Annotated in this window: 17 protein-coding genes; 8 read left to right on the top strand and 9 right to left on the bottom strand. The window is 67.0% G+C overall.

The window, feature by feature from the left end; genetic code table 11:
* Window positions 1–97: 97 nt before the first annotated feature.
* Window positions 98–559, bottom strand: coding sequence for a GNAT family N-acetyltransferase (locus IE660_RS15975; protein ID WP_203569009.1), 462 nt, complete (start codon window positions 557–559; stop codon window positions 98–100).
* 56 nt (window positions 560–615) lie between these two features.
* Between IE660_RS15975 and dtd the strand changes: the two genes are divergently transcribed.
* Window positions 616–1068 (top strand): D-aminoacyl-tRNA deacylase, encoded by a 453-nt coding sequence (gene dtd / locus IE660_RS14105; RefSeq protein ID WP_203569008.1) that lies wholly within the window; start codon window positions 616–618, stop codon window positions 1066–1068.
* Window positions 1069–1074: 6 nt separating this feature from the next.
* Here the strand turns inward: dtd and IE660_RS14100 are convergent, their stop codons facing one another.
* A complete protein-coding gene (locus tag IE660_RS14100; RefSeq protein ID WP_203569007.1) occupies window positions 1075–2085 on the bottom strand; it encodes an NADase-type glycan-binding domain-containing protein in 1011 nt (336 codons plus the stop codon).
* Window positions 2086–2193: 108 nt separating this feature from the next.
* On the opposite strand from IE660_RS14100, the gene IE660_RS14095 reads away from it, so the two are divergent.
* Entirely contained in the window at window positions 2194–2835 is a 642-nt protein-coding gene (locus tag IE660_RS14095) for a winged helix family transcriptional regulator (RefSeq protein WP_203569006.1), read from the top strand.
* On the opposite strand, the gene IE660_RS14090 is transcribed toward IE660_RS14095, so the two are convergent.
* The 3 genes from IE660_RS14090 to IE660_RS14080 form a co-directional block, all read right to left on the bottom strand.
* Window positions 2811–3587: a hypothetical protein gene (locus tag IE660_RS14090; RefSeq protein WP_203569005.1), complete on the bottom strand. Its 777-nt coding sequence runs from the start codon at window positions 3585–3587 to the stop codon at window positions 2811–2813. The genes IE660_RS14095 and IE660_RS14090 overlap by 25 nt on opposite strands.
* A 268-nt stretch (window positions 3588–3855) precedes the next feature.
* A complete protein-coding gene (locus IE660_RS16635) occupies window positions 3856–4293 on the bottom strand; it encodes a hypothetical protein (RefSeq protein ID WP_407929029.1) in 438 nt (145 codons plus the stop codon).
* 98 nt (window positions 4294–4391) lie between these two features.
* Window positions 4392–5030, bottom strand: a complete 639-nt coding sequence (locus IE660_RS14080) for a recombinase family protein (RefSeq protein ID WP_203569003.1) — start codon at window positions 5028–5030, stop codon at window positions 4392–4394.
* A 327-nt stretch (window positions 5031–5357) separates the two neighbouring features.
* On the opposite strand from IE660_RS14080, the gene IE660_RS14075 reads away from it, so the two are divergent.
* The gene (locus tag IE660_RS14075; RefSeq protein ID WP_203569002.1) at window positions 5358–5708 is read left to right on the top strand and encodes a hypothetical protein; all 351 of its coding nucleotides are present in this window, start codon (window positions 5358–5360) and stop codon (window positions 5706–5708) included.
* 37 nt (window positions 5709–5745) lie between these two features.
* On the opposite strand, the gene istB is transcribed toward IE660_RS14075, so the two are convergent.
* The 4 genes from istB to IE660_RS14055 all read right to left on the bottom strand — a co-directional run bounded on the left by istB (window position 5746) and on the right by IE660_RS14055 (window position 15003).
* Window positions 5746–6540: an IS21-like element helper ATPase IstB gene (gene istB, locus IE660_RS14070; RefSeq protein WP_203569001.1), complete on the bottom strand. Its 795-nt coding sequence runs from the start codon at window positions 6538–6540 to the stop codon at window positions 5746–5748.
* Entirely contained in the window at window positions 6540–7751 is a 1212-nt protein-coding gene (gene istA / locus IE660_RS14065) for an IS21 family transposase (RefSeq protein ID WP_203569000.1), read from the bottom strand. Before istA ends, istB begins: the two co-directional genes overlap by 1 nt.
* 264 nt (window positions 7752–8015) lie before the next feature.
* On the bottom strand, window positions 8016–8435 hold the full coding sequence (locus IE660_RS14060) for a hypothetical protein (protein ID WP_203568999.1): 420 nt from the start codon (window positions 8433–8435) through the stop codon (window positions 8016–8018).
* A 40-nt stretch (window positions 8436–8475) separates the two neighbouring features.
* Window positions 8476–15003 (bottom strand): DNRLRE domain-containing protein, encoded by a 6528-nt coding sequence (locus IE660_RS14055; RefSeq protein ID WP_203568998.1) that lies wholly within the window; start codon window positions 15001–15003, stop codon window positions 8476–8478.
* Window positions 15004–15293: 290 nt separating this feature from the next.
* On the opposite strand from IE660_RS14055, the gene IE660_RS14050 reads away from it, so the two are divergent.
* The 5 genes from IE660_RS14050 (at window position 15294) to IE660_RS16460 (ending at window position 20489) form a co-directional block, all read left to right on the top strand.
* Window positions 15294–15542, top strand: a complete 249-nt coding sequence (locus IE660_RS14050; RefSeq protein WP_203568997.1) for an N-6 DNA methylase — start codon at window positions 15294–15296, stop codon at window positions 15540–15542.
* 10 nt (window positions 15543–15552) lie between these two features.
* Entirely contained in the window at window positions 15553–16443 is an 891-nt protein-coding gene (locus IE660_RS14045) for an Eco57I restriction-modification methylase domain-containing protein (protein ID WP_203568996.1), read from the top strand.
* 111 nt (window positions 16444–16554) lie between these two features.
* Complete coding sequence (mshD, locus tag IE660_RS14040; RefSeq protein ID WP_203568995.1) at window positions 16555–17502, top strand: mycothiol synthase; 948 nt, start codon at window positions 16555–16557, stop codon at window positions 17500–17502.
* Window positions 17492–19588: an RNA degradosome polyphosphate kinase gene (locus IE660_RS14035; protein WP_203568994.1), complete on the top strand. Its 2097-nt coding sequence runs from the start codon at window positions 17492–17494 to the stop codon at window positions 19586–19588. Before mshD ends, IE660_RS14035 begins: the two co-directional genes overlap by 11 nt.
* A gap of 1 nt (window position 19589) precedes the next feature.
* Complete coding sequence (locus IE660_RS16460) at window positions 19590–20489, top strand: NUDIX hydrolase (RefSeq protein ID WP_203568993.1); 900 nt, start codon at window positions 19590–19592, stop codon at window positions 20487–20489.
* Window positions 20490–20531: the final 42 nt, after the last annotated feature.

Here is a 20531-nt window from a genome sequence, read left to right as displayed (position 1 = left end):
CCCCCCCCCCCCCAGCACCAACGAACCGGGCCGGGCTCCCCACGGAGCCCGGCCCGGTTTCGCGTCCCCGTCAACGACCGTCAGGCCGACGTCGGCCTCACACCAGGTGCTTGTGCATCACCGCGCAGTAGGTGCAGTACCAGTCATCGGAGTCGGTCGGCCAGCCCTCGAGCCGGGCCCCGACCTCGAGATAACCCAGCCGGCGGTACAGCGCCGCTGCCCGCGGGTTGTCGTGCTCGACGCTGAGCCCGACCACCGCTCCCCCGCGCTCGACCACCTTGGCCTCGAGCGCCTCGATCAGCCCCGTGCCGACCCCGAGCGACTGCCAAGCCTCGTGCACCGACAGCATCCACAACTCCGGCACCGGCTTGCGGTGGTCGACCGCCCCGATCGCCACCAACTGTCCCTGCGGCAGCTCCCCGACCACCAGGTCGACGTCGCCGGCCCACGCCAGTTCGAGTGCCTGCCTCACCGCCACCAGGTGCGCCGGTCCACCGCTCCACTCCAGCCGGTCGAGGTCGACGACCTGGGCGTCCCTGAAGCTGAGCGCGATCTCCACGCCCGGATTCTCCCACTCGCGTGGACGCGTCCACCACCACAGCGAGGGAGTCCGCCATGTGCCGAGTCGTCGTCCAACGCGCCAGTCGTGGCGAGGTGCGGGTGGACGACCAGGTGGTCGGACGACTGACCGCGCCAGGGCTGGTGCTGCTGGTGGGCATCACCCACGACGACACCCCAGCCGTGCTCGACCGCGTCGCCGACAAGATCTGGGGGCTGAGGATCCTGGCCGACGAGCAGTCGGCCTCTGACGTCGGCGCCCCACTGCTGGTGGTCAGCCAGTTCACCCTCTACGCCGACGTGCGCAAGGGACGGCGTCCCAGTTGGTCGAAGGCGGCCCCCGGACCGGTCAGCGAACCCCTGTTCGAGCACTTCGTCGACCGGCTGCGCCAGTTGGGGGCCCACGTCGAGACCGGCGTGTTCGGGGCGATGATGCAGGTCGACCTGGTCAATGACGGTCCGGTGACGGTGCTCGTCGACTCCGACGACCTCGCCGCCCCGAGGGGCTGATCGGCCTCAGGCCTTGGTCAGGAACTGCACCTGGCTGATCAGCACGGCGTCGCGGGTGGGTTCGTCCACCCGTCCGGGGGCCGAGGTGGCCACGATCGTCATCGTGACGGCACCGTTGACGGTGACCGGCGGAATCGCGACCTGCTGCAAGGTGGTGTTGTTGTCGCCCAACGACTGGGTGAACCAAGACCCGTCGGGCAGTCGCCACTCCACGGTGAGCACCCGCCGGTACTGGTCGTAGAGGCTGTCGTCGCCCGACTGCTTGGTGTGGCCGTTGACCACGCCCACCCCGACGATGGTCACCTCGCCGTCGAAAGTGAACGTCAGCTTCTGGCCAACCCCGTCGCCGTTGCAGCGCCACGCGGTCGAGCGGTCGTCGTCGAGCACCAACTCGGCGTCGTAGTTCACCCGGGTGCCGTCGCTGTCGGTGGCCGGGTCGGCGGTGCACGACGCCATCACATCGGTTGCGGTCAGCGGCTGGGTCGCCCCCTCCCACGGCTGCGGTGGCGGGGTCGAGACGGTCGGTGAGGCTGGTGAGGACGAGGGGGGCGTCGGCGAGGACTGGGTCGACGCGGTGACCGTCGGTTGGGTGGTCTCGCCTCGTCCCCTCAGCAGTTCACCCGCCGCCAGGCCCACAGCCAGCGCGAGCACCACCACGAGCAGTGTGGTGACCACCGGGTGGCGCCCCAGCCACGAACCCCGCGGACTCGGACGAGCCGTCGTCCCGGCAGCCCCCGCCCGGCTCGGCGCCCCGGTGACCACCGGGATCGACCCGGGACGCACGCGGGTCGCGTCCTGGCCCATGGACGCCCCGGCCGCACCGAGGTCGTCGTACCCAGCCACACCGTCCGAGCGTCGACGGGGCTCGTGCTGCAGGTAGCCGGGCTTGAACTGGTCGGTGTAGCGCTCGTCGTCGTCCAGCGGAGCATCGGCTGGGGTGGCCGGGGGCGTGGCAGCACTGCTCGCCTGGTCGTCCTTGCGTGGACGGAACCAGTCCTCGGGAAGGTCGTCGGCCATGTCATCGGTGAGTCTAGCCAGCGCCGAGGACCACCGGCGAGGGCTGCTCGGTCCCAGCGGGTGGGCGCCAGTGCAGATCAGGGGGCGGCCGCATGGCACGATTGCGGCATGGCTGTCGTGCACCTGGTGGGTCCAGAGGGTGCCGCCGCGCCCCCGCCGTCAGCCCTCACCCTGCTCGCCCACGACGTGGTCGTCATCGACACCGAGCGCGTCATCGCGCTGGATGACGGCGTGATCGTGGTCGACGCCCGCAGTGACCTGGCCCGCGGGCGCGAGCTGTGCATCGCGGTGCGCAGCCGGACGAACCTGCCGGTGCTGCTGGTGCTGACCGGATCGTCACTGGCCGCCGTGCAGCGCAACTGGGGAGCCGACGACTTCATCCTCGACACCGCCGAGCCGGTCGAGTGGGACGCCCGGATCCGCCACCTGATCTCGGGGGTGCCCGAGGCGTCGCTGATCCGCAGCGGGGCGATCGTCATCGACGAGGGCGCCTACACCGCCGCCGCCGGTGACCAGCAGCTCGATCTCACCTACACCGAGTTCGAACTGCTGAAGTACCTGGCGCTGCACCCAGGACGCGTGCTGAGCCGTGAGCACCTGCTCAGCGAGGTCTGGGGCTACGACTACTTCGGGGGCACTCGTACCGTCGACGTGCACGTGCGCCGACTGCGCGCCAAGCTCGGGGCAGAGCACGAGGGCCACATCGGCACAGTGCGCAACGTGGGTTACCGCTTCGACGCGCGCCGCTGACGACGCGACAGCAGCGGGGCCGGATCGGCTCGGAATCGCTGCACAGCACCCAGCACCGCACCCAGGACGCAGGCTGCACCTCCGGCCAGACTGAGCCAGCCCTGCCACTGCCACCCACCGGCGCCGCGACTGTGGTGTGCGGCGGTGGCCGCGACCACCAGCGCCGCCAAGGCACCGGCCCAGGCCGCCAGCGTCGAGATCGGCAGCCAGTAGGCGAAGTTGAAGTCCTTGCGCCCGGCCCACTCGCGCTCGGCGGCACACCACAGCCCCAACTGCATCAGGGCGGCCAGCAACACCACCACGCTGGCCACATTGCCCAGGGTCAGCCACAGCGCATCGTCCTGACCGCCACGGCGCAGTCCCCACGACGCCGTCACCGTGAGCACCGCCCCGGTGGCCGCAAACAGCCCACCGAAGGCGGCCAGCCAGATCACCCGCCGGGCTCGGCGCGCCCGTCCGGCATGGGGCACCGGGCGACGCCGCACCATGAAGGCCGGCAGGTCGACCGGGGGCTCGCTGGGGGTGGCCGGCGTGGCAGCAGGTACCGGCGGGGCCGGGTCGAGAACCGGAGCTGGGACGGGCGGGGCGGCGGCCGGCACCGGCGCGGGGCGCTCGGCCAGGGCCACGCCTCCGACCGTCACTGCCTGACTGGCAGGGCGACGGCCCCAGCCGGAGATCACCCGGGAGGGCAGGGCGCGGGCTGGCACGAACAGTGTCGGCAGGGCGCGCAAGGGGGAAGTGCGACGCTGCATGCGCCCCAGCTTAAGCACCCACCGTGACCATTTCGTGATCTTTGGACCGCGACACGGCCCTCGAGAGGCTTGCTCAGAACCTCCACGAGAGTGTCGGTGAGGTCGTGAGCCAGGCGCTGTCGTTCTGGATGGATCCTCGACTGTCACCCAACGTGGTCAGTGGAGGGACCGGTGACACGATCACGGCTGTCCAGGGGGCGATGAACCAGATGGTGCTCCTGGCGGCCGTCATCGGGATCGTGGTGGCCATGGCGAAGATGGCCCTCACTCACCGTTCCAAGCCCGGCCTCGAAGCGGTCATGATGATGTTCTCAACCCTCGTCGTGGCAGGTCTGGCGGCGACCGTGGTGCAGCTGTTCATCGGCTGGTCTGACAAGTTTTCGGCCTGGATGATGCAGTGGTCGGCCGAACGCACGAAGATGCCACCAGCTGAGCTGTTCACGATGGTGCCACCGCAGGGGATGCTGGGGGCCTCGGTCACGACGTCGATCATCGTGCTGATCGCCGGCCTTGCCCAGGTGGTGTTCATGCTGTTCCGGGCGGCCGTGATCCCAGTGCTGCTGGTGATGTTGCCGTTCACCGCAGCGACCTCGAGCACGGCGGCCGGCAAGCAGGCGTTCAACCGGCTCCTGTCCTCGTCGATCTCTCCCCGGGCGTACTCCAGCTGTGAGCGCCTGGTCTCGTCGTCGACGTGACCGCCCTCCATTTCGGCGCTGTGCCAGCTGCGCTGAACAGCCGCCAGGCGCTGGGCCCGTTCGGCGGGACTGATCTGGCTCATGTCGTCGACAGTAATCGTCACACCGGTCATCCCCTGCCCCCATTCGCCGGGTACAGGGGCAGGTCGTGATCGTCGACGAGACGCTGTTCGAGGTGCGCCAGGGACGGGATCTCGCCTCGCACGACACGGCCGACCACCGAGCGGGACAGGCCGCAGGTCTTCGCGATGATCGTGGCCGGCTGCCCGGCCTCGTGCATCTGCTTGACCAGTCGGTACTGCTGCTCTGAGACCTTCGATGGCCTGCCCAGGGGCCTGTTCTTGGCCCTAGCGGCCGCGATCCCGTTCGCGGTACGTTCCTTCACCAGCTCGCGCTCGAACTCCGCCACCGCGGCCATCAAGTGGAACACCAGCCGCCCCTGGGCGGTGGTGGTGTCGATCGACTCGGTCAGGGACCGGAACTGGACTCCACGTTCGCCGAGCGCGGTGATGGTGGTCACCAGGTGCGACAGGGACCGGCCCAGGCGGTCGAGTTTCCATACCGTGAGGACGTCGCTCGGCTGGAGCAGCTCGAGCAGCCGGCCCAGTTCGGGGCGGTTCTGCTTCGCGGCGGAGGCATGCTCGATGACCAGGTGCTCGTCGTCGACGCCGGCGCGGCGGAGCGCGTCGAGTTGCAGCTGGGGGTCCTGATCGGTCGTGCTGACCCTGGCGTATCCCCACGCCGTCATGTTCACCTCCTGTGCTCGAAAGTCGGCCTTGGTGAGCCTTTCGGGCAAGTCTATCAGTGGGCAGGGGTTTTGAGCAGATCTGGTGAGCGTGCAGCGGAACCGACCCCGGTGCCCAGACGGTGTGCCCGAAAGGGATCGGATGTGGACAGTTGGAGGAACTCCACAATGCAGAACGGGGTGCTCGCTGGAGAATCAGAACCAGTACTAGGGTGAGATACCCGCTAGCACCACCCGATGCTGGGAGAACCGCCCTCCTTAGCCCGGGCGTTCGAAGAGCCGCACTGTCTACAGCGTGTGTTGTGCCCAGGTGCCGTCGCTCTGGCGTACGTGAACGCTGGTCGGGGTGGGGAAGAGATCCTTCTCGCTCAGCAAGCGCTTTACACCCTTCAACGCATCCCGAACCAACCCGTGCATGTGCTGCACGAACACCCGCCGCCCATCAGGAAGCGTCCGCATCTCCCAATCGCCGTAACCAACCTCACTCAACAGACCCGTCCACCCCCTGGCCAACCGAGTGATCATCTCGAGGTCGCCTTCCACCGCCCGATCGACTGCTCACTGATCTTCTCGCGGCGAGCCGCCTCGGCGATCGTCATCTCCCCCAGCGAGCACGCTCATCACGATCCGGGACTGACGACGACGCTCGAACTCTGGTCGGTTTCGACGGCCGAAAAGTGAACAGTCGTTGGGCCTGAGGCCCTTGGTTGTGGGGAGTCTATCCCGGGTTGGTGCTGGTGGCTGTGCGGACGCTGGGGAGGCTGTCGATGCCCCGGTTGCGGAGCCGGTAGCTGGCTCCCTTCAGGGTGAGGACGTCGGCGTGGTGGACGATGCGGTCGATCATCGCGGCGGCGACGACTTGGTCCCCGAACACGCCTCCCCAGCTGCTGAATGGCAGGTTGCTGGTGAGGATCAGGGAGGCGTGTTCGTAGCGTGAGCTGACGAGTTGGAAGAACAGGTTCGCGGCGTCTTGTTCGAAGGGCAGGTAGCCGACCTCGTCGACGATGATGAGCCCGTAGCGGCGGAGCCGGGCGAGTTCGGCGGGGAGGCGGCCGGCGCGGTGGGCGTCGGTGAGGCGGGTGACCCAGTCGGTGGCGGTGGCGAACAGGACGCGGTGGCCGTAGTGGGCGGCCTTGATGCCCAGTCCGATCGCGAGGTGGGTCTTGCCGGTGCCGGGCGGTCCGAGCAGGACCACGTTGCGGGCCTCGGCGAGGAACCCGCCGGAGGCGAGCGCGGCGACCTGTTGGCGGACGGCTGGCTGCTGCTCGAAGTCGAAGTCGTCGAGGGTTTTGCGGGCTCCGAACCCGGCATGCCGGATCCGCTGGTCGGCGCCGGAGGCGTTGCGGGCCGACACCTCACGCTCGAGGACGGCGGCCAGGTAGTCCTCGTAGGTCCAGCCGGCGTCGCGGGCGGCATCGGCCAGCCTGCCGGCGGCTTCCAGGATCCGGGGCGCCTTCATCGCACCGGCCAGGTAGTGCAGCTGCTTGTCGACCTCGGTGGTCTTGGTGGCCATCACGCGACCCCCTCACCGGTCAAGCCGAACGCCCGGTCGTAGTCGGCCAGGTCCCGCACCAGCGGATCCCCGGCCGGTCGCGGGCGGGGCTGCTGGAACTCGCGCCGCAGCCGGCCAGCGGTCTCCACATGGGCCGGGTCGGTGAGGGTGACACCACGCGCCCATACCCGCGGATGCTCGCCCACCAGCCTGCCTTCGAGCTTCACCTTGACCTTGTCGAGGTCGGCGTGGGCGTCGACCATTCGGCCGATCGCGGCAGGGTCGACCGAGTAGTCGTTCCCGGCGACCCTGACGTAGTAGTCACGGCCCAGCCGGGCCTGCCGGCGCCACCCGGTCACCGGCGGAACCGGTGGCAACGGCAACATCGCGGCCTTATCGGTCTCAAGCAGGTCGACCGGTCTCGCCTTGGTCGTGCGCACCACCCGGCTGTTCGCGCCTGCCAGCCAGTCGGTGAACTGCTCGTTGAAATCGGCCGGGGACGCGAACGACCTGCCGGGCATGAACGAGGTCTCGAACCAGCCGTTGCGGCGTTCCACGATCCCCTTGGACTCCGGGTCACGGGGCGGCAGCAGCACCAGCCTGGTCGCCAGGGTGCCCATGAACGCCGGCACTCCCTCGGAGCGGCGCGGGCCGCGGCCGATCCCGCGCTCGTTGTCCCACAACAACCGGCGTGGCACCCTGCCCAGCTGGTGGAGCAGCTGCCACATCCCCAGCAGCAGGTCCTCGGTCGCCTTCGACGGGATCATCCGCCCAACGGTGAACCGCGAGAACGCCGCCGTGATCACCAGCACCGGCAACAACGCCGCCGTGCCGTTCTCCAGGGTGATCTTCCTCGGCGGGAACCACAGATCACACTGAGCCGCGTCGCCCGCTTCCCACGACAGCCGGTCCGCCGGGTCCACCGGCCGATGCTCGGGCCGCAGCCGGGCCACGTTCTCCCGGAACCACGAGACCGAACCCGTCCAGCCGACCCGCTCCGCGAGCACCGTCGCGGGCATATCCGGGAACTCCGCCAACAGCACCCGCACCCTCGGCTCGAACACCGCGAACGACGTCTCCGCCGACTTCCGGACATACTTCGGCGGCGCGTCCGAATTGACCGCCTTCACCACCGTGGTCCGTGAGATCCCGAGCCTGGCCGCGATCCGAGCGTTCGGAACCCCCTCCGCGGCAAGCCTCCTGATCAAAGCCCAGTCCTCCAAGGTGATCACCCTCCATCGTGGTTGGGTGTCCACTTTTCACCGGCGAAAGTGTTCAGTTTTCGACCGTCGCCGACAGGGACTTCTGCTCGGCCGAGATCACAGGGGGTCTACCCATAGTTCAGATCCTCCTCCAGGACTCACTTAACAGCCCTGCCAGAAATCTTGACGCGGAACACGGGCAAGCCGGGACAGGTCAGGGGCGGTTCACATCGAACCTGCGAACGGTTCAGACCGCCACCAGTCTCGACGCAGCCTCAGCCCCGGACCACTACGCTAGGCCGCCACGAAGTAGACGGCAATCACCATCAGGCTCGCAATTGCGACCCCTCCGAGATCGTCCAAGGCGCCAGGTACGCGGAAGCGAATCACCCCTCGCCGCTGCAGAAATGCCTTCAGAGCGAAAAAGATCGAAGCCCCGATCCCCCACACCATCAACCAGCTAAAGACCCATGTCAGATGGTCGACGCCGACGCGCTCCTCAACGAGCCAAGACACCCCAATCCACATCAGAGCATTCACCACACCCAGAATGCCCATCGGATAAGCCACGTACATGTAGTCGTTGTCATCCAGATCCCACGCCCAAGGCGGATCGCCTGCCTGCCCCTTCCGCTCCCACTCGAGCCACTCGTCAGCGAGCGCCCAACGGCGGCGCCAGTCATGCTCCTCGGGTGACACGTAGGCCAGGACCACACGAAGCACCCACCAGGACGGCCCGCGCCAACCTCTGAATCTAGACCGCGCGCTGGTAATCACGATAGTTGCTGTACAACCCACCCAGACCCATCACAGCGTCGACACGGTTGGCCCGCCTCACGACTGTCTGATGACGCGCGTTTGAACGTCGCGTGTTTTTCTGGATGTACTTCTGCTTGCTGGCGTTTTCGCGCCTCCTCTGCTTCGGCGTCGCCTTTTTCTTATTCCACTTACTGATCTTGCTAGCCGCTTTGGTTACCGACCTAGTTTTCGCCGCCTTAGCCATCCAAGAGATACCCTTCGCCCCACCCGGAAGTAGCCCGAGTGCCTCGGAGGCTGCGGCACGTCGGTTGCCTCGCGAGAGTTCGTAGATCGCTGAAGCACCAGCAACGCTTGCTGAGATGACGTAGCAGACGGTGCAACCAGGGACCATCCCCAGTGCCGATGAGAAGGTCTTAACAGCCTTCCAAACTCGACTCTTCGACCACCACCTTCGACCATCCAGATCGGCACTATTGACCGGGTCCGTGGGATACCCGTAGCTGGTGTCGCCGCCTTGAAACTCGGGGTCGAGGCTGGTGAAGAGACCGCTTGCAGGGTTGTAGAGGCGGGCGCCCATGAGGGTGAGGCCGAGGGTGGTGGTGGCGCGTTGTTTGGTGCCGAGCCAGCCGTAGCCGATTCCTTGGGTGGTGCCGGGTGTGGTTGTGGTGGGTTGGCGTGGGGTGCCGTATTCGGTGTAGTCGTTCCACATCTCGAGCCCGGTGGCAGGGTCTCCGGTGGTGGGGGTGGTGGCGTTGGCGGGGAGGTCGATTTCGGAGGTGACGTCGCCGCGTGGTCCGGAGACGGCGAGTGTGGCGGTGGAGCCGGCGCCGGTGGTGGTGATGGTGAGCCCAAGGTCGCCGCTGATGAGTTCGGCGTAGCGGGTGGTGGTCGAGGCCCCGGCCGCGGTGTCGACTGACCAGGTTGGGTTGTCGGAACTGTCGGTGTAGTGCCTGGTCAGCGTGGCTGTTCCGGTTGGGGTGTTGCTGGTTTGGACCTTGCGTCGGGTTTGGGAGTCGAGGCTGAATCCGATGGTGGTTCCGTCTTGGGCGATGGAGGCGATGGCGTCGTTGTCGTAGTAGGCGAGGGATGTAGCCCCTGCGCCCGGGTTGGCTGAGTCTGCTGCGGGGATGGTGGTTTGGCGGCCGAGCTGGTCGTAGACGTATGTGCCGGTGCCGTTGGCTCCTGTGGTGGGCCGATCAGCCGTGTCGTAGGCGCGGGTGACGGTCGCCGTCGCGGTAGTGGGACAGGTGCTGGTGGCGGAGGTGGCGGTCCCCTGGCTGGTGCGGTTCCCGTTGGTGTCGAAGCTGTAGGTGCGCAGGGTGCAGGGAACGTCGGTGTCAGGGTCGGGGTTACCGGTGAGGTCCTTGACCGTGGTGAGGCGCCCGGCTTGGTCGTAGCTGTAGCTGCGATCGGACGCGATCACGGTCTCGCCAAGGTCACCGGTGGTGCCGAGCTGGCCGTTGGGCATCCATTCGTGCACGACCCGGCCAGCGGCATCGGTGCGCGAGGACCACGCGATCCAGGGCTGGTCGGCCAGGACGGTGTTGTCGGGTTGGACAACGGGGCCGTTCCAGGTGAGGTCGATCAGTTCACCTGCGACGTCGTAGTTGGTGCGCTTGATGATGCCGCCGGGGAACTTCTCCAGGGTGAGGGTTCCTTGGGCGTCGTAGGCACCGGTCGAGGTCCAGGACTTGCCAGCGGTGGAGATCGTGACCGCGGTGACCAGGCCGCGACGTTCGGTGTTTCCTGCGGCGTCGGTTCCGTCGTAGACGTAGCTTGTGGAGCCGTTGTTGTCGACCACAGATACCACTTGCCCGAGGGCGTCGTAGGTAGTGGTCGAGGAATCGGTCTGGCCGGCGTTGGTGATGCTGTACCCGGTTTGGCGTCCCCACTGGTCGTAGGTGTTGGTGACGGTCCCGAACGCGTTCGAGGTGGTCGCGACCCGACCAGAGGTGTCGTAGGTGGTGGTCGTGGGCGGGAGCCCGGTGGAACCGGCCAGCCCGGCAGTGATGGTGTCGGTGGTGGTGACCCGGAATGCGGTGTCGTAGGTGGTGGTGGTTGTCGATGTCACCGCACCAGAAGTCACCACCTCGGTGGTGGGCTGCATCGCGAAGTTGTAGCCAGTGGTCTTCGACTCGGGCAGCGTCTGCCCTGCGGGTTGGGCCTTGGGGCCGACGGTGCAGGCCAGGCCAGCGTAGGCGGCGTTGACGCAGCCCCCGGTACCGGTGCCGGTGTAGTAGGTGGTGAGACGGACTCCAGCGTCGCTGGCTTCAGCGGACTTGGGTTGGCGCTGCTCGATGATGCGTCCGCGAGCGTCGTAGCGGGTGACCCTGGTGATGTCACCGGTGCCGACCAGCTTGTCGTTGTTCATGTCGGTGGTGATCTTGGTGGGTTGACGCAGCTCCCACCCGGTCTTGGGATCTGCGGCGTCGACCTTGTCGTATCCGTTGATCGTGGTGGACAGGGTGTAGATCGGGGTGCCGTTGCCCGCGATCACCGTTTGGGTGGTGCTGGTGACCAGCCACGGTTTGGTGTCGGGGTTGTTCTCGTCCGGGCTGCCCTTGTCGTATTGGGTTTCGGTCAAGACCCGGACAGATTCCCCGTCGGGGGTGCCGCCTGGGATGACGGCGCGCCGGATGGGGCTGATCGTCTTCACGATCTGGGTGCCGTTGAACTTCTCCCAAGCTGGGTCGGTGCTGGTGTAGTAGATGGTGTCGGTGGCGCGTTGGTCGACGGTGCCCTCGAGGAGGTTGGTCTCGGGGTCGGCCAGGTTGGCGCGGATCGCCGCGGTGGTGCGGGCATCCCAGGACTTGATCACGTTGTCGTACTGGTCGTAGATGGTGGCGTCGAGTTGCCACTGTCCTACGCCCATGTTGGCGGTGTGGATGGTGTAGCCCTCAGCGTCTGTGAGATACAGCGAGGCGTATTCCCAGTCCGCACCCGCCGGTGCTGCCCCGGCAACAACCCGATCAGGGCCGAAGGTCGCGAAGCCCTGGCTGGCTGAGCGGGTCAGGCCGTAGCCGGCGCCGCCGTCCTCGGTGGCTTTGAACTGAGTCAGGTCCAGCCCGGTGACCCCAGTGAGGGTGTCGAGGTCGTAGATCGCGAGCAGCTGCGCGGTGCCGCCGATCGAGTCCGGCTGAGCACGAGTGACCTTGACCAGAGCCTCAGCATCACCGGCCTTGGGCCGCGTGGCGTAGGTGAGGGTGTAGGGCTTCTCTCCGGGCGGGGTGATCGTGGCCAGGTTCCCCGCCGTGTTGTAGGTGTAGCCGGTGGACAGCCCGGTCAGGCTGTCAGTAGCGGTCACCAGACGGCCTTGGGTGTTGTAGCTGTAGCCCGCGATCTGCTTGGACTCGGCACCGTTGTAGGCGGTCACCGAGGTCAGCCGCCACGGCATCCCCGGAGTGAGGGACGTGTAGTCGGTGCTGCTGTAGGCAAGCTTGATGAACCGACACCCCGGCCCCGGCGAGGCAGTGTTGCAGGTACTGATGCCTTCGGGCAGAGGAGCGACGATGTGGGTCACCCGGCCTTGCGTGTCGTACTGGTAGGAGGTCGATTCGCCAGTCACCTTGTCGGCGACACCGGAGGCGCGGAACGCGGCATCCCCGGTGCTGGTCGCCACCGTGGTGGTGGTGAAGGTGGTTTCGAAACCATCCTGGTCGGTGAACTTCAGGATCGGTGATGCCGATGCTGGGGTGGCGATGGTGAGGGTGATGCCGGCGGCTTTGGTGTCATCGGTGACCGGCGTCCAAGTGCCCGTCTCGAAAGTGGCGGTGGTGCGGCGCTTGCCTGACGGTGAGGCGAAGACCAGCACGTCTCCTTCGGCGGATTCGACCACGAGGGTGCCGTCGTCGCGGGTGCCGTCGTAGACCTCTGAGCCGGTCAACCCGTCAGATTCGGCCGCATCCAGGGCCGCGGTCCAGCCCGGACCAAAGATCGCGTTACGAGGCTCCGCCGGTCCGGCCAGTGAGCTGAACGTGCGCGACACCGACAGGCCGGCGCCGGGGGTGTTGAACTCTGCATCGGTGTCGCTGACCTGGACCTCCCCGGTCCACAACGCGACGTTGGCCGGGCCCGCCTCGGTGGTGGGGAAACCCGCGCCGTAGGCGTGCGGGACCTTCACCAACGTGCGGGTGTCGCACTTGGTGCCACCGGGATAGGTGAAGCACAACTTCAACTCGATACTGGAAGCGGTCCGCTTGGACACCTTCGCGCCCGAAGCGTCGGCCTGGTCCACCAGAGCTGCTGTGTTGAACAGGCCGCTGACCTTGCCGGTGGTGGTGTTGATCGTCAGCTTCGACGTCGCTGTCGCGGGGGCAGCCGTCCACCCCGACGTGGTATCCGGGGCACCAGCAACCCGCCACTGCAGACTCGACGAAGTCGCGTTGGCCGGGCCCTCGACCAACACACCGATCGAGTCAGTCGTCACCGCATTCTGCGCCGGCAGACTGAACTGCAACTGACCGAACCCGAACTTGTAGGTGGTGGTGGCCGAGTTCTTCGCCAACGGTGAGGTCGCGAACGCCGTGATCGTGTGCTGCCCCACCTTGTCCTTCTTGATGGTGAAGTTGTAGACCCGCGACGCCGTCGCTGTCGGCTGGGCCGGGGCGAGGTCGTACTTGGTGCCGTCGACGGTGTAACTGGCCCACAACGGCGCTGACGTGTTCGACCCGGTCAGCGTCATCGTGCAGGTGATGTCAGCCGTCGGCATCGCGTCGTTCCAGGAGTTGTTGCTGTACGGGGCCGGGCAGGCGATCGTGGGCACGTTCGGGACACTGTCAGCGACAGTGAACTGCCGCGCAGCCGACCACGCCGACAAGTTGTGGCTGTCATTGACCCGGTACCGCAGCCAATAGGTCGCGTTGTCAGCCACCGCCGGCATCACACACTGCACCGTGGTACCGCCAGCCACGTAACCGGTGTTGCACGACGACACCTCACCAGTCCCCGCACCAGCCGAGGTGAAGATCTTGAACTCTGCCCGGACGGTGTTCCCGTCGGGATCGTTCGGCATCACCGCGGACGCGGTCGGGGTCTTCGACGACCACTGCACCTCGCGATACAACGGCCCCGACACGTACGGAGTGACCGGGGTACCGATGGTGCGGTTGTAGGAGACACTCAACAACGGCTGATACGACGAGTTCGCCGAGTAGAACCGCTTCCATCCATACGGATCGGTCTCATCATCGGCGCGCAACATCATCCCGACCTGAGACGCTGACGTCGTTGACCATGACTGCGCCAACCCGCCCAAGTTGTACACCGACACCCGCCCCGCAGGACAGGACGTGGACGCTCCCTTGGTTTCGGTCGAGGTGGCGCGCTTGGTCCCGATCGTGGGCTGCGCTGTCCACCGGGTCGCAGTCGACGCCAACCCGGCGTCGTAGGCAGACCACGGCTTCGCCGTGCACGACCAGGAATGCTTCGCGAAAATCGACAACGATGCATTGACGATGGTGCGTCCCTTGAACAGAGTCGCATCAAAGTTCATGTACGTGCGGGCCACCTGGCCGGCACCGTTGTTGCCCAGCTTCAACTCACCATCGGCCGACATGTCAGTCGTGTAGCCCTGCTGCACGAACGTGTCCAACGCCGGCGCCCGATAATCCGAGGCATACGTCGGGTCGATCATGACCGGGAACGCACGGTTGGGCTGGTTCAACCACGCCACCGACGCCACCACATCCACCTTGCGGGTGGTCTGCTTGCCCTTCGCTACAGCGTTGCCCGGCTTGAACGACACGGGCTCGATCACACCCCGACTTTCCGCCTCGGTCTTCGGAGCGTCCCACATCACCGGCGCCGCGAACGACCCCACCTTGGCACCCTTGGCGCCCTTGAGCACCAAAGCACCCGACTCGATCGAGGTCGTCACCGCAGCGTCGGTGGTGATCGTGGTCGGCAGCTCCAACACCCCAGCCCTGCCCCAACGCTTCACCAACTCCGCAACCGCGGCCTTCGACTTCACGATCCACAACAGTTCGAACCCGGCAGGAAGGATCTCCACCGACACGTCGACACCCGGCACGACATCGACATAGACAGCTCGAGAGCCCTCCACGCGCGGTTCGGGCAACTTCAACCCGTCCAACGACAACGACAACGCACCCGACACATCCACCGCCGCGGTGGCACCCGACCCGAGTACCACGGGGTTCTTCACCGCGTTCGGGCGCAGCCTGCCGTCCTTACCCGTCACCAGACGGGTATCAATCGCACGCCACCCGTGCTCAGCGGTCGGGTCGGGGAACTGCACCGGCCCAGCAGAGATCTCCTGATCCACCACCCCATCAGGCCGGATCCACGTCTTACCGAACTCGGTGCGCTCCGACAACACCTCCACCCGGGCACCAGACGCCCGCGCCGTCACCGTCGCCGACACCCAATCCGGACGCACCAGATCAGCCTTCTTCGACGGCTCATCAACCGGGGCCGGATCAGCCACAGCAGCCTTGGTCGGCAACAACGCCCACCACACCGCCAACGCCACCACCACAGCCACACAACGACGCAGAACGCCCATCACACACACTCTCCCCGCAACGATCCCGAACCGACAACGCTGCGGGCCAATCCCAAGCTCAGCGCGTCCACGAAACGTAAACCCTCAACACCGAAACAAGCGATCACGGACAGGTAACGATTTCTTCTCACTCGCACCCAACTCCGCGCAACCCGCGACGCAGAGTAGGGCCCAGCCAATGTGAAACTCCTCAAAGGCCGGGCTTCCTTGAGGGATCGGCCGCTCCGGCCGCATGAGACGCGGGCTGGGTAGATGCCGCGAAAGTCGGTGGGAACCGCCACGATGGCCCCATGATGAGCCACCTGGCCTCCGTGCCCGACACCGCGGACCTACGGAAGGCGCGTGGCGCGTTCTTCACACCTGACCAGCTGGTCTCGTTCGTGGTCGACTGGGCGATCCGCAGCGCTGATGACCAGGTACTTGAGCCGTCATGCGGTGAAGCCGCATTCCTCACACAAGCGGTCGACGCCCTGCGTACCCGTGGCAGCAGCGCTACACCGCGTCGATGGGGTCGAGATCCACGCCGCTTCCGCACATGAGGCGCGGCGCATGGTACTCAAAGCAGGCGGCGACCCAAACATCATCGTGACCGACTTCTTCCTCACCGAGCCCACCGGCACCTACTCAGCGGTCATCGGGAATCCTCCCTACATTCGGTACCAAGACTTCGCCGGCGAGGCCAGGAAGCGATCCCGCGAGGCAGCGTTGCGGGCCGGGGTGAACATGTCCGGGCTGGCTTCGTCATGGGCCGCGTTCACCGTCCACTCCGCCCTCATGTTGCGCAAAGGTGGGCGCCTCGGCCTGGTGGTCCCTGCTGAGCTGCTGTCGGTGAACTACGCAGCAGAGGTACGCCGGTTCCTTCTGGACCGATTCAAGCGGATCGACCTCGTGCTGTTCACAGAGCGTGTGTTCGCTGAGGCACAGGAAGACGTGGTCCTTCTGCTGGCCGACGGATTCAATGAAGGGCACGCCGAGCACATGTCGATCTATCAGGCGCGGAATGCGGCCTCCCTGACGACGACTCTTGCAGCAACCACCTGGAGCCCGGCCGATCCGGCCGACAAGTGGACACCCTCCCTCCTGACGAGAGACGCCCTCGTCGCCTACAACGCTCTCACCGCAGACGGATTCACGACACTCCACACTTGGGGCGAGACGACCCTCGGGATGGTCACCGGAAACAACCGCTACTTCACCATGAGCCCGGCCGAGGCCGCCGATCGCGGCATCCCGAGATCGGAGCTGCTCAAACTCTCACCCCTCCGGCAGCTCGCACCTGCGAGGGCTCATGCTGTCAGACGACTCCTGGCGGGCCCTGGGGAAGAAGGGGGCAGCGACGTACCTGTTCCGGCCGAACGACACCCCCCTCTCCAGCGGCCCAGGCGTACATCCATGCAGGCGAGACGGCCAAGGTGGACCAGGCCTACAAATGCCGGGTGAGGAAGACCTGGTGGCAGGTGCCCTTGGTCAAGCCCGCCGACCTGTTCCTCACCTACATGAACGCGGAACCACCAGATTCCACCCCACGAGCGGTCTGACTAGGCTGACCACATGGACGCACCGATCACTTCCGGCACCACGCTGCCGAGCCCTTGGCGCGAGCAGATCGAGGACTGGCTCGAGGCTGTCACCCGCGCCGACGGGGTGCGTCCGGTCAACGACCTCGGCCTGCGCATGCTGCGCGGCGACCGCGAGGGCAGGTTCTGGTGGGTCGAGCGAAGCGGGGCCCTGCTGGGGGTGGCCCTGCTCGACCCGGCCGACCGCTCGGTGCAGGTGGTGGTCGACCCGACCGTCCGTCGCCAGGGTCTGGGACGACGACTGGCCGAGCAGGTGCTGGCTGCAGACCCGGCCACCTGGTGGTCGTTCGGCACCCTGCCGGGGGCACAGGCCTTGGCCGCCCGGTTGGGTCTGGAGCCGGTGCGCCAACTGCTCAAGATGCGCCGCGACCTCAGCCGGGCACCGCTGTCGGCCGACGAGATCTCGTCCCTGCTGCCGACCGGAACCTCACTGACCGGCTTCACCGACCCCGACCTGGACGACCTGGTCAGGGTGAATGCCGCTGCCTTCGCCGACCACCCCGAGCAAGGGGCGATGACCGCCGACGACTTTCGGGTGGCGATGGCCGAGGACTGGTTCAGCGCCGACGACCTGTTGCTGGTGCGCCAGGACGACACGGGGGACGACACTGGGGGCGACGCTGGGGGCGACACTGGGGACCTGCTCGCCTTCCACTGGACCAAGACCGTCGGCGACGACGGTGAGGTCTACGTGATCGGCGTCGCTCCCGAGCACGACGGACGCGGCCTGGGTCGGGCGCTGCTGGCCGCCGGCCTGGCCCACATGGCTCGGCGCGGGGCCCGCTCGATTCACCTGTTCGTCGAGGCCGCGAACACCAGGGTGGTGACCATGTACGAGTCCGCTAGCTTTGAGGTGGAGCTGCGTGACACCTCCTGGGCCGCGAGCCCGACCGCTTCCAGCGAGGATCTCGATGAACACTGATCTACCCACCGACGAGCCGGTCGAGCTGCCGCCCGACCGCTACTCCGACCGTGAGCTGTCGTGGCTGGCGTTCAACCGCCGGGTGCTCAACCTCGCTCAGGACGACCTGCGCATCCCGCTGCTCGAGCGGGCCAAGTTCCTGGCGATCTTCTCCAACAACCTCGACGAGTTCTTCATGGTGCGCGTCGCCGGCCTGAAGCGCCGCATCGACGCCGGCGTGGCCGTGCCGGCAGCCACCGGTCAACTGCCCCGCGAGGTGCACGAGTCGATCCTGTCCGAGGCCCAGCAGATCGTCGCCGAGCAGTCGGCCACCTTCCAGGAGCACGTGCGTCCGGCCCTGGCCGAGCACGGCATCGTCGTGCTGACCTGGGAGGAACTGACCGGCGCCGAGAAGGACCGGATGCGCACGCTGTTCAGCGAGCGGATCTTCCCGGTGCTGACTCCGCTGGCGGTCGATCCGTCGCACCCGTTCCCGTTCATCTCGGGCCTGTCGCTCAACCTGGCCGTCGCGCTGCGCAACCCCGCCACCGGTGCCCGCCAGTTCGCCCGGGTCAAGGTGCCCACCATCCTCAGCCGCTTCGTCTCGCTCGGCGAGGGGCGCTTCCTGCCGCTGGAGGAGGTGATCCGGCGCCACCTCGAACAGATCTTCTCGGGCATGGAGGTGGTCGAGTCGACCACCTTCCGGGTCACCCGCAACGAAGACCTCGAGGTCGAGGAGGACGACGCCGAGAACCTGCTGTTCGCCCTCGAACGGGAGTTGCTGCGCCGCAAGGTGGGTCGTCCGCCGGTGCGCCTCGAGGTGGACGACGACATCTCGGCCCGGATGCTCGACCGGCTGATGAACGAACTCGACGTCAACGAGAACGAGGTCTTCCGGGTGCCGGCACCGCTCGACCTGACCGGGCTGTTCTCGCTGGCCGCGGTCGACCGGGACGACCTGAAGTACACCAACTTCCTGCCGGTGACCCACCCCCACCTGGCCGAGGTCGAGACCGCTCGTCCCGCCGACATGTTCGCCGCCCTCAAGCACCGCGACGTGCTGCTGCAGCACCCCTACGACTCGTTCGCCACCTCGGTGCAGCGCTTCATCGAGCAGGCCGCGGCCGACCCACAGGTGCTGGCGATCAAGCAGACGCTGTACCGCACCAGCGGCGACTCCCCGATCGTCGACGCGCTGATCGAGGCCGCGCTGGCCGGCAAGCAGGTGCTCGCGGTGGTCGAGATCAAGGCCCGCTTCGACGAGCAGAACAACATCGCCTGGGCGCGCAAGCTCGAGCAGTACGGCGTGCACGTGGTCTACGGCATGCTCGGGCTCAAGACCCACTGCAAGCTGTCGCTGGTGGTCAGGGACGAGAACGACCAGTTGCGCCGCTACGCCCACGTCGGCACCGGCAACTACAACCCCAAGACCGCCCGCCAGTACGAGGACATGGGGCTGCTCACCTCGAACCCGATCATCACCGACGACGTGGCCAGGCTGTTCAACCACCTGTCGGGGATGACCCACGAGACCCACTACCGCCGGTTGCTGGTCGCCCCGCACGGCATCCGTTCGGGTCTGATCGAGCGGATCGAGAACGAGATCGACAACCACCGCGCGGGCCTGCCCGCGGGCGTGCGGATCAAGGTGAACTCACTGGTCGACGAGCAGGTCTCGGACGCCCTGTACCGGGCGTCGATGGCCGGGGTCGAGGTCGACCTGTGGGTGCGTGGCATCTGCACGATCAAGCCCGGGGTGCCGGGGCTCAGCGACAACATCCGGGTGCGCAGCATCCTGGGTCGCTTCCTCGAGCACTCCCGGATCTTCTGGTTCGCCAATGCCGGCCAGCCTTTGGTGGGCATCGGTTCGGCCGACCTGATGCACAGAAACCTCGACCGTCGCGTCGAGACCCTGGTCAGCCTCACCAACCCCCAGCACGTCGCCCAGGTCGAGGCCCTGTTCGCGCGAGCCTTCGACGACGACACCGTCGCCTGGCACCTGGTCGACACCACGTGGACCGAGAAGTCGCGCCGCGAGGACGGATCGCCGATGACCGACCTGCAGGAGACGCTGGTGCTCGAGAACGCCGGCCGACGACACAAGTGACGTGAGCAGCAAGAAGAACCGACCGGTCCAGGTCGCCGCAGGGGCTGTGGTGCTGCGTGACAGCACCACCGGCGAGCCAGAGGTGCTGGTCGTCCACCGCCCCGCCTACGACGACTGGTCGCTGCCCAAGGGCAAGCCTCGTCCGGACGAGGACCTGGCCGTCACCGCCGTCCGTGAGGTGCGCGAGGAGACCGGCTGCCAGATCAGGGTCGGGCTGCCTCTGGGCTCGTCCAGCTACCCGATCGGCAAGGGACCCAAGACGGTGCACTGGTGGCGCGGTCACGTGGTCAGTGAGCACCGCTGGAAGAAGTCGTCCGAGGTCGACCGGGTCGAGTGGCTGCCGGTGAGCAAGGCGCGCCGGCGGTTGAGCTACGAGGACGAGCGTGGCCTGCTCGACAAGGCGCTGGCCGCCGAACCGACCGGGGTGCTGCTGATCGTGCGCCACGCCAAGGCGATGGAGCGCAAGAACTGGTCGGGTGGCAAGGACTGGAAGCGCCCGATCGGCACCCGGGGTCGCCGGCAGAGCAAGCGCTTGGCCGGCCTGCTCGCCGCCTACGGCGTGGCCGAGTGCATCTCGTCGTCCTCGACCCGGTGCGTGCAGACCCTTCGTCCCTATGCCGAAGCGGCCAAGGTCGACCTGGTCGAGGTCGACGAGTTGAGCGAGGAAGCGTTCGAGAAGAAGCCCGAAGGGGCGGCCAAGGCGATGCGCCGGCTGCTCAACCGTGTGCGCCAGACCATGGACCAGCCGTTGGCGGTCTGCGGGCACCGCCCGGTGCTGCCTACCATGCGCGAGGCGATCGACATGCCACACAAGCCGATGCTGACTGCCGAGACCCAGGTGCTGCACGTCGACGGCGAGGGACGCCTGGTCGTCCAGGAGACCGTCAAGTCCAAGTTCTGAGCACCGTCCGCCATCTGGCGCGCGACGCAGTGACCGAAACGA

It is taken from the genome of Aestuariimicrobium ganziense, from assembly GCF_015352975.1.
GTDB classification, from domain to species: Bacteria; Actinomycetota; Actinomycetes; order Propionibacteriales; family Propionibacteriaceae; genus Aestuariimicrobium; species Aestuariimicrobium ganziense.
The sequence above is the reverse complement of the archived record's forward strand: the minus strand, read 5'-3'. Positions and strand labels throughout refer to the sequence as shown.